The sequence below is a fragment of the Actinomycetospora sp. genome, assembly GCF_055612215.1.
Genome location: NZ_JBVPVA010000335.1, coordinates 1 through 8,530, shown reverse-complemented (window position 1 = coordinate 8,530; position 8,530 = coordinate 1). Strand labels below are relative to the sequence as shown.

Genomic DNA, 8,530 nt, shown 5'->3' with positions numbered 1-8,530 from the left:
GCGAGCGCAGCGACGGGGAGCGCCACCGGTCGGGCGGGGAGGGATGCGGATCTCCACCGGACCACCGGCGCGGGCGGCCCGGTGGAGGTCCGCAACGTCATGGGCTGCTCGATGGCGTTCCGCCGGGAGGCCCTCGTCGCGACGGGCGGGTTCGGCGAGGACATGGGCCGCGTCGGGACCGTGCCGCTGGGCTGCGAGGAGACCGAGCTGTGCCTGCGGCTGCGGCGCCTGCTGCCGGGGGCCCGCATCGTCCTCGACCCGGACGCGGTGGTGGACCACCACGTCTCGGCCGACCGCACGGGCTGGCGCTACCTGGTGCGCCGCTGCCACGCCGAGGGGATCTCCAAGGCCGTGGTGACCCGCCGCAGCGGCACGCAGGCCGGGCTGGCGACCGAGCGGGCCTACAGCCGCCACGTGCTGCCCGGCGCCGTCGCCCGGGAACTGCGGGCCACCGGCACCGCGCTGCGCCACCGGGACCGCTCCGGTGCCGCCCGCGCGCTGGTGGCGGCCACGGCGATCCCGGTCGCCCTGGCCGCGGCCGGCTCGGGGTACGTGCGGGGCCGGCTCGCCCGCGTGGCGCCCGCCCTGCTCGACGTCGTCGCCCCCGTCGTCGGACCGGTCGCCGTGGAGCCGACGCCGTGAGCGGGGAGCGGTCCGTCGCGGCCGGGCTCGCGGTCGCCGGCCTGGTCGCGGCGGCGGGCGCGGTCCTCGGGACCGCTGCCGTCCCCGCCGCCGTCCGGGCCGTCGCGACCGTGGTGTTCCTCCTGCTCGGGCCGGGCTGGGCGCTGTCCGCCCTGGTGCGTCCCGCCGGGTTCGCCGAGCGACTCGTCGTCGCGGTGGGCGCGAGCGTGGCGGCCGGGATCGTCGTCGCGCAGGCGATGGTGGTGACGACGTGGTGGCACCCGGTCGCGGCGCTCGTCGGGGCCGTCGTCGTCTGCCTGCCCGTGCTGGTGCTCGCGGCGGTGGGTCGCCGTCGCCCCGCGGCGGTGACCGCGTGACCGCCGCGGCCGCGCCCGCGGCGCCCGTCACCGCGGGGCCCGACGGGTCGCTGCACGACGGGATGGCGATGGCGCTGGCCGCGGGTGGGTCCGCCCTGGTCGGGATGCTCTCGTGGATCCTCGCGGCGCGGGTGCTCTCCCCGGCCGAGCTGGGCACGGCGACGGCGTTCGTGTCGGCGTTCCTGCTCGTCGCGGGCGTCACCGAGCTCAACGTCGGTGTCGGGCTGCTGCGCTGGCTGCCCGCCGCGGCTGGTTCCGCGCGGCGGCTGCTCGTCCCGGCGCTCGGCGCGGTCGCGGTGCTCTCCGGGGTCGTCGCGGCGCTCTACCTGCTCCTGCCCGGGTCGTCGGTGATCGTCGATGCGGTGACCGGCGCCGGGGCGTCCGGTCCGGCCCGCGTCGCGGGCGTCGCGCTGTTCGTGCTCGCGGCGGTGCTCTACGCGCTGTTCCAGCAGCAGGACTTCGTGCTCGTCGGCCTCGGCCGGCCCTGGTGGGCGCCCCTGCGGACGGCGCTGTTCGCCGCCGGGCGGCTCGCGATCCTGCTCGCCGCGGGGTCCTCGCTGACCAGCACCGGGCTGGTCCTGTCGTGGCTGGTGCCGCTGGCGGCGTGCGTGGCGCTGGTGACCCTGCAGGCGCTCGTGCTCACCCGTCGCGGGGACGCGGCGCCGGGCCGGGTGCCGGGGCTGCGGGAGGCCGCGGGGTTCCTCGGGCCGACCTATCTCGGGCAGGTGGCCACCGCGGTGCTGTTCAACCAGGTCCCGCTGCTCGTGGTCCTGCGCTTCGGCACCGAGGTGGGCGCCCGGTTCTTCATCGCGTGGCAGGCGATCACGGTCGTCGACGTGCTGGCGACCTACTTCTCGTCCTCGCTGGCCTCCGGCGTGGCCCGGGAGCCCGGGCGCGCTGCCGAGCTCACCCGCACGCTGCGCCGGCGGCTGTTCCTCGTCGTCGGGCCGCTGCTGGCACTCGGGGCCCTGCTCGCCGAGCCGGCGCTCGCCCTGTTCGGACCGGCCTACGTCGCCGAGGCCGGGGTGCTGCGCATCCTGCTCGCCGGGTGCGCGCTGCGGCTGCTCACGATCCACCGGCTCGCCCAGCACCAGGCGCTCGGACGGGGCCTGCGTTACGCCCGCCTCGCCGTCGCCACCACCGCCCTCGTCGTCACGGCCGTGCTGCTGGTGCCCCGCGACACCGCCGACCCGCAGACCGTGTTCGCCGTCGCCTTCGTCGCCGTCCAGGCCCTCGTGGCCGGCGTCGTCCTGCTCCGCACCCGCCGCGACCCGGCGCGCACCCGCCCCACCACCGAGGAGAGCCCGGCATGAGCCTGCCCAGCCCGACCCGTCCGGGCGCCGTCCCGAGTCCTGTCCCGAGCCCCGTCCTGACCCTCGTCGACCCGCCCGTCGCCGGCCCCCCGGTGCTCGTCGCCGGGCCCGGCCGGGTCCCCGGGGCGCGCGTCGCGGTCTGCATCCCCGTGTACCAGGGCGGCCGCCACCTCGCGGCGACCCTGCGCTCGGTGCTCGACCAGACGCTGACCGCGCTCGAGGTCGTCGTCCTGGACAACGGCTCCACCGACGGCACGACCGAGGTCCTCGCGGGCTTCGACGACCCCCGTCTCTCGGTCTGGCGCAGCCCGACCACGGTGCCGTTGACGGAGAACTTCCGCCGCGTGGTCGCGCTCTCGCACGCGCCGCTGCTGAAGATCCTGCCGGCCGACGACCTGCTCGAGCCCGACTGCCTGGCCACCCAGGTAGCCGCGCTGGAGGCCGACGCCGACCTCGCGCTCGTCGTCGGGCGCCGGCGCATGGTCGACGAGCACGGCACCGTCCTCGTCTCCTCGCGCCTCGTGCGCGGGCTGACCGGCCGGCAGGGGCGGGCCGCGGTCGTGCGCCGCGTGGTGCGCTCCGGCGCGAACCCGATCGGGCCCGACGCCGCCGCGACGTTCCGCCGGGACCGCTACCTCGCGGCGGGCGGCTACGGCGACGTCCCCGCCCTCGGGGACCTCGAGCTGTGGCTGCGGCTCCTGCACCACGGCCGGTACCTGGGCCAGACGGCGACCGTGGCCCGGTTCCGGGTCGGCGGGCACGCCGTGTCCGCCGCGGACCACGGGTCCGACTACCGCCTCCAACGGGCCTTCACAGCCGCCGTCGCGGCCGCCGACCGGGGGGTGGTGAGGCGTCGCGACGTCGTCGTCGGCCGCCTGCACGCCCCGCTCGCGCGCCGGCGCCGCGCGCTGCTCTACCGCGCCGCCCGCCTCACCGAGCGCCTCGCGTCCGGATCGACCCCGGCTGCCCAGGACGGTGCCCGATGACGATGGCCCTGCCCCTGCTGCTCCTCGTCCCCCCGGAGGCCCCGGAGGTGCCGGAGGCCCGCCACCGCGTGCCGACGGGCCCACGGCGGACCGCCCCGCGACCGGGCCCGGCCAGCGGCCCGCGCGCGGCCGACCCGCGTCCGTTGCGGGGCCTCGCGATCCTGCTCGGCGCCGCGGCCCTGGCCCTGCTGCCCACCGCGGCGGCCGGCACCGACCTGGGCGCGCTCGGCGGCCTCGGGCTCGCCGGGGTCCTCCCCGTCGCGGCGTGGGCCGCGGTCGGGTTCGCCGTCGCCGCCTGCCTGGTCGAGCTGCTCGGGCCGGCCCCGTCCGCCCGGGTGCTCGGCGGGCTCACCGCGGTCCTGGCGCTGTGCACGACCGGCCTCGCCTCGGTCGTCGAGTCCGCCGCGCGGATGCCGGTGGCGTGGCTGCACGCCGGGTTCATCGACGCGATCGCGGCGGCGGGCCGCGTCCCCACCGGCGTCGACGCGCGCTTCAGCTGGGCGGGGTTCTTCGCGCAGTGGGCGTGGATCCGCGACGCCGCCGGGCTCACCGACCTCGACGCGGTGCTGCGCTTCGCCCCGCCCGTCGTCGCCCTCGTGTGGGCCACCGCCGTGCTCGTCCTCGCCCGCCGGCTCATCGGCGGCGTCCGGGCCCCGTGGGTGGCGGCGTGGCTCTTCCTCGGCCTCAACTGGATCGAGCAGGACTACTTCTCGCCGCAGGCCGCCGCGATGCTCGTGGTCGTCGCGATCTGGGTCGTCGCCCTCGGCCCGCTCGCGACCGCCCGGCCGCCCCTGACCGACGCCGCGGCCGGGGTCGCGGCCCGGCTGCGCGCCCTCCCGGGCCTGGTCACCACCAGCGCCGCCCGGTGGCGCAGCCCGCACCCGGCGACCCCGCCGCGCGTCGTCCTCGGCGGCTGGGCGCTGATCTCGCTGGGGTTCGTGGCCCTCGCGGTCTCCCACCAGCTCACCCCGTTCGCGCTGCTGGCCCAGCTCGCGGTCCTCGTCGTCGCCGGCCGGCTCTGGGGCGGCCGCGGGCTCGTCGTCGTGCTCCTCGTCGCGGTCGTCACCTGGATCGTGCTGGGCGGGCAGGAGTTCTGGCTGAACCAGCTGGCGCTCGCCACCGGCGACGTCGGGCAGGCGGGCGGGTCGGTGGCCTCCGCGCTCACCGACCGGCTCGTCGGTGACCCCGGCCAGCTCGCCGTCAAGGCCGCCCGCGTCGTGCTCGCGCTCGCGACCGTCGGCCTCGCCGCCGTCGGGGCCTGGATCCGATGGCGACGCCACGGCGAGCTCGTCTGGCTCCCGCTGGCGCTCGCCCCTGCCGGGCTGGTCCTCGTGCAGAGCTACGGCGGCGAGGTGTTCCTGCGGGTGCTCCTCTACGCGCTGCCGTTCCTCGCCGTTCTCGGGGCCGAGGCCCTGCGCGCCCTGCGCCACCGGGGGCGCAGGGTCGGCACGGTCGCCCTCGTGCTCGGGGCCGCGGTGCTCTTCGCCGCCGTGGTGACCGTCCGGGGCGGCAACGACGCCTACGTCTCGCTCACCCCCGCCGAGGTCTCGCTGACCCGCCAGGTGCTCGACGCCGCCCCCGCCGGGTCGACGGTCCTGCCGCTCTCGCCCGTGGTGCCGATGCTCGTCGACCGGGTCGGCGAGGTCGCCCAGACCCCGACGACCTGCGACGCGCTCGCCGACGACCCGGTCCGCTGCGCCCTCGCCGACCGGCCCCTGGAGATCGTCTCGCTGCCCGTCGTCGACGCCGAGGGCGTCGTCCTGCGCGGGGAGCGGCCCGGCTGGAGCCGCGCCGCGATGCTCGCGATCGCGGCCACCGGCCGGTACCGCGTCACCCACGACGACGGCGGTCTCGCCCTCGTCCTCACCCGCACCACCCCCTGAGGAGCCCGCCGTGTACGACGCACCCCCCGGTCTGCTCACCACCCTCGGCTGGATCCTCGCCGGGCTCGTCGCGCTCCTCGGCGTCGCCCGCGCGGTCGCCGTCGAGCGCCGCGCCGGGCGGGCGGGGACGGCCGACGGCGCGGGGACACCGAAGGAGATGAGCGGGGTCGGCGTCACGTTCACCGTGCTGACCGCCCTCGCCGTCGGGACCGTCGCCGGCGTCCTCGCGGCCGTCGTCGCGGCGGGCCTGGGATGACCGGGCGCGCCGCCTCAGCGCGGGAGGACCGCCGAGCCGTAGGCGCCGACGGTCACCCCGGAGACCGCCACCTCCGCCACGTCGGTGTTGACCACGAGGGTCCCGTCGCCGGCGCGGAAGCCGAGCACGCGCCCGTCGGGGGAGCGGCCGAGGTCGACGGTCCCGGTGGCCAGCCGGGCGGCGAGCCACGCCCACGGCTCGGTCAACGCCGTCGCCTGTCCACCGTCCGGATCGGCGGTGTCGGTCCACAGCGCCGCGTAGGGCAGCGACGACGCGGCCTGCGGCTGCCAGAGCAGGGCGACCGCCGCCCCGCCGCGGGCGAGGGCCGCCACGGCGGCCAGGGTCGCGGCGGCGCGGGCGGGCGAGGCCGGATCGTCGGCGCCGTCGGCCCCGCGGGTCGGCTCCGGGTAGAACTCGGACCACCACACCGGGAGGTCGGTGCGCGCCCGCAGCCACGCGGTGGCCGCGGCGAACCGGTCGGTGGCGCCCACCGCGTCGGTGGTCAGCCCGGCGTCACGGGTCGCGGAGCCGCCGTCGACGCACACGAAGTCGGCGCCGCCGTGCTGCGCGAGCCAGTACTCCACGGCGTCCAGGCCGCGGCCGTCGGTGGTGCCCCAGGGCCCGCGCAGGTCGCTCGGCGCGACGCCCGGGTCCCCCCACAGATCCAGCGGGACGTACGGCCCGCCGACGAGCACCTCGGCCCGCACCGCCTTCACCGCGTCCCGGACCCGCCGGTAGAGGTCGGTGTAGGTCGCAACGTCCCACGTGTCGTGCGCCGCGTCGAAGTACCCCTTCAGCTCGTTCCAGACCTGCACCGCGCCGATGCCCGGGTACCGGGCGACCGCCCGCGCGACGAGGGCCGCGAGGTCGTCGTGGTGCTCCGGCCGGGGGGCCACCTCGATCCGCGAGAAGTCCGTGGTGCCGGGCGCGCCGCCCTTCATCCAGTCCGGGGCGGCCGCGGCCGTGAGCACGGCGCGCCCGCCGGTCGCCGCCACGAGCGTCAGCCGGGGGTCGAGCGAGGACCAGTCGACGGCGCCCGGCGCGGGCTCGGGGTCGAGCGCGCCCCAGCCCATCAGGTGCTGCGCCTGCCACCGCCCGGAGCGCGCCAGGACCGCGGACGCCCGGGCCCGCGACGGCGCGGGATCGGCGGGCGCGAGGGAGTACTCGGTGTGGGTCACGCCGAGCTCGAGGGGTCCGGCCTGACGCGTCCAGCCCCACGGCCCGTCGTCGAGGGACTCCGGGACCGGGCCCGTGCAGCCCGTGACGCCCGCGACCGCCAGGGCGGACCCAGCGGCCAGGAAGGCGCGGCGCGACACTGGTCCGAACGGCGGCACGAGAGCAGCCTATCGGTGCAGTCCTACCGCGCCGTCGTCGTCGAGCTGCGGCCGCATCGAGTGCGTCGCCACTGGTGACGGCGGGGCTGCCCGGGCGAGTGGACCATCACGGCTACGGCGGCAGCCGCGGGACTCCACTCGGCGCCGTGCGGCCTCGAGTGCGGGCTCGCCGACTCCGTCGCAGAACCGGGTCCCCACGACCCGGTTCTCGGGAGTGGTTCCGGGACAGGCCGCCGGACGCCCGGCAGCACCGGAGACTGCCCTCGAGCGCGCAGGGCCCCTACGCGTTGCCGTCGAACAGGTTGGTGACCGACCCGTCCTCGAACACCTCGCGGACCGCGCGCGCGATCACCGGGGCGATGGAGAGCACCGTGAGCTGCGGGAACCGCTTCTCGTCGGGGATCGGCAGGGTGTTCGTGACGATCACCTCACGCGCCCCGCACGTCGAGAGGCGCTCGATCGCCGGCCCGGAGAGCACCCCGTGCGTGGCGGCGATGACGACGTCGGAGGCGCCGTCGGCGAGCAGCGCCTCGGTGGCCTTCGCGATCGTGCCACCGGTGTCGATCATGTCGTCGACGAGGATGCAGCAGCGGCCCTCGACCTCACCGACGACGCGGTTCGCGACGACCTCGTTGGGGCGGGTCTTGTCGCGGCTCTTGTGGATGAAGGCGAGCGGGACGCCGCCGAGCATGTCCGCCCACTTCTCGGCCACGCGGACGCGTCCGGAGTCGGGGGCGACGACGGCCAGGTCCTCGCCCGCGTAGGCGTCGCGCAGGTGCTCGGCGAGGACCTTGTTCGCGAGCAGGTGGTCCACCGGCCCGTCGAAGAAGCCCTGGATCTGGTCGGTGTGCAGGTCGATCGTCATGATCCGGTGCGCGCCCGCGGTCTTGAGCAGGTCGGCCACGAGGCGCGCCGAGATGGGCTCGCGCCCGCGGTGCTTCTTGTCCTGGCGGGCGTAGCCGTAGAACGGCACGACCGCGGTGATGCGCTTGGCCGAGGCCCGCTTCAGCGCGTCGATCATGATCAGCTGCTCCATGAGCCACTGGTTGATCGGTGCGGTGTGGCTCTGGATGACGAAGGCGTCGCAGCCGCGGACCGACTCCTCGAAGCGGACGAAGATCTCGCCGTTGGCGAAGTCGTAGGCCGCCTGCGGGACGATCGTGACGTCGAGCTCTTTGGCGACCTCCTCGGCCAGCTCGGGATGGGCCCGGCCGGAGAAGAGCATCAGGCTCTTCTTGGGGGTGGACGACACAACGCTCACGGTCACTGCTCCTCCTGGTCGCGCCGCTCGGACGACCGCGGCGCGTCGTCCGGTCCCCCCTCGGGCGGGCTCGCCGCCCGGGCCGCGGCCTCGGCCGCCGCGGTGCCGGGGCGCTTGCGCCCCACCCATCCCTCGATGGTGCGCTGCGGGCCCGAGGACACGGCCAGCGCACCCGGCGGCACGTCCTCGCGGACCACGGTGCCCGCTCCGGTGTAGGCCCCGTCCCCGATGGTGACGGGCGCCACGAAGGTGTTGTCGCTCCCGGTGCGCACGTGGTCCCCGACGACGCTGCGGTGCTTGGCCACGCCGTCGTAGTTGACGAACACGCTCGCGGCGCCGATGTTGGTGTGTTCGCCGATCGTGGCGTCCCCGACGTAGGTCAGGTGGGGCACCTTGGTTCCTGCGCCGATGTCGGCCTTCTTGGTTTCGACGTAGGTCCCGATGTGAACCTTGTCGGCCAGCACCGTCCCGGGCCGAAGGTAGGCATACGGGCCGACGG

General features: G+C 76.8%; 8 protein-coding genes and 1 pseudogene. 6 read left to right on the top strand and 3 right to left on the bottom strand.

Annotated elements, in window-relative coordinates; all coding sequences use genetic code 11:
• From AC0CYZ_RS09670 to AC0CYZ_RS09645, 6 genes are all read left to right on the top strand, one after another.
• Window positions 1–642, top strand: a 642-nt coding sequence (locus tag AC0CYZ_RS09670) for a glycosyltransferase family protein (protein ID WP_472214661.1), incomplete at its 5' end; no start/stop codon positions are given.
• Window positions 639–998: a hypothetical protein gene (locus AC0CYZ_RS09665; RefSeq protein ID WP_472214660.1), complete on the top strand. Its 360-nt coding sequence runs from the start codon at window positions 639–641 to the stop codon at window positions 996–998. The genes AC0CYZ_RS09670 and AC0CYZ_RS09665, both read left to right, overlap by 4 nt.
• The gene (locus AC0CYZ_RS09660) at window positions 995–2,311 is read left to right on the top strand and encodes a polysaccharide biosynthesis protein (protein ID WP_472214658.1); all 1,317 of its coding nucleotides are present in this window, start codon (window positions 995–997) and stop codon (window positions 2,309–2,311) included. The genes AC0CYZ_RS09665 and AC0CYZ_RS09660 overlap by 4 nt, the downstream gene beginning before the upstream one ends.
• The gene (locus AC0CYZ_RS09655) at window positions 2,308–3,297 is read left to right on the top strand and encodes a glycosyltransferase (protein WP_472214656.1); all 990 of its coding nucleotides are present in this window, start codon (window positions 2,308–2,310) and stop codon (window positions 3,295–3,297) included. Before AC0CYZ_RS09660 ends, AC0CYZ_RS09655 begins: the two co-directional genes overlap by 4 nt.
• Window positions 3,294–5,180 carry a hypothetical protein gene (locus AC0CYZ_RS09650; protein WP_472214654.1) on the top strand — a complete coding sequence of 629 codons (1,887 nt, stop codon included), beginning with the start codon at window positions 3,294–3,296 and terminating at the stop codon, window positions 5,178–5,180. Before AC0CYZ_RS09655 ends, AC0CYZ_RS09650 begins: the two co-directional genes overlap by 4 nt.
• A 10-nt stretch (window positions 5,181–5,190) precedes the next feature.
• Complete coding sequence (locus tag AC0CYZ_RS09645; RefSeq protein ID WP_472214652.1) at window positions 5,191–5,436, top strand: hypothetical protein; 246 nt, start codon at window positions 5,191–5,193, stop codon at window positions 5,434–5,436.
• 14 nt (window positions 5,437–5,450) lie between these two features.
• Here AC0CYZ_RS09645 and AC0CYZ_RS09640 read toward each other — a convergent pair whose 3' ends face one another.
• From AC0CYZ_RS09640 to glmU, 3 genes and pseudogenes are all read right to left on the bottom strand, one after another.
• Window positions 5,451–6,770: a hypothetical protein gene (locus tag AC0CYZ_RS09640; protein WP_472214650.1), complete on the bottom strand. Its 1,320-nt coding sequence runs from the start codon at window positions 6,768–6,770 to the stop codon at window positions 5,451–5,453.
• Between the two features lie 280 nt (window positions 6,771–7,050).
• Window positions 7,051–8,031 (bottom strand): ribose-phosphate diphosphokinase, encoded by a 981-nt coding sequence (locus AC0CYZ_RS09635; protein WP_472214648.1) that lies wholly within the window; start codon window positions 8,029–8,031, stop codon window positions 7,051–7,053.
• 2 nt (window positions 8,032–8,033) lie between these two features.
• Window positions 8,034–8,530: pseudogene (glmU, locus tag AC0CYZ_RS09630) on the bottom strand (bifunctional UDP-N-acetylglucosamine diphosphorylase/glucosamine-1-phosphate N-acetyltransferase GlmU); the annotation flags it as partial.

Coding starts and splice junctions, on each gene's coding strand:
- AC0CYZ_RS09650 (WP_472214654.1), top strand. CDS start 3,294: ATGACGATGGCCCTGCCCCTGCTGCTCCTCGTCCCCCCGGAGGCCCCG.
- AC0CYZ_RS09655 (WP_472214656.1), top strand. CDS start 2,308: ATGAGCCTGCCCAGCCCGACCCGTCCGGGCGCCGTCCCGAGTCCTGTC.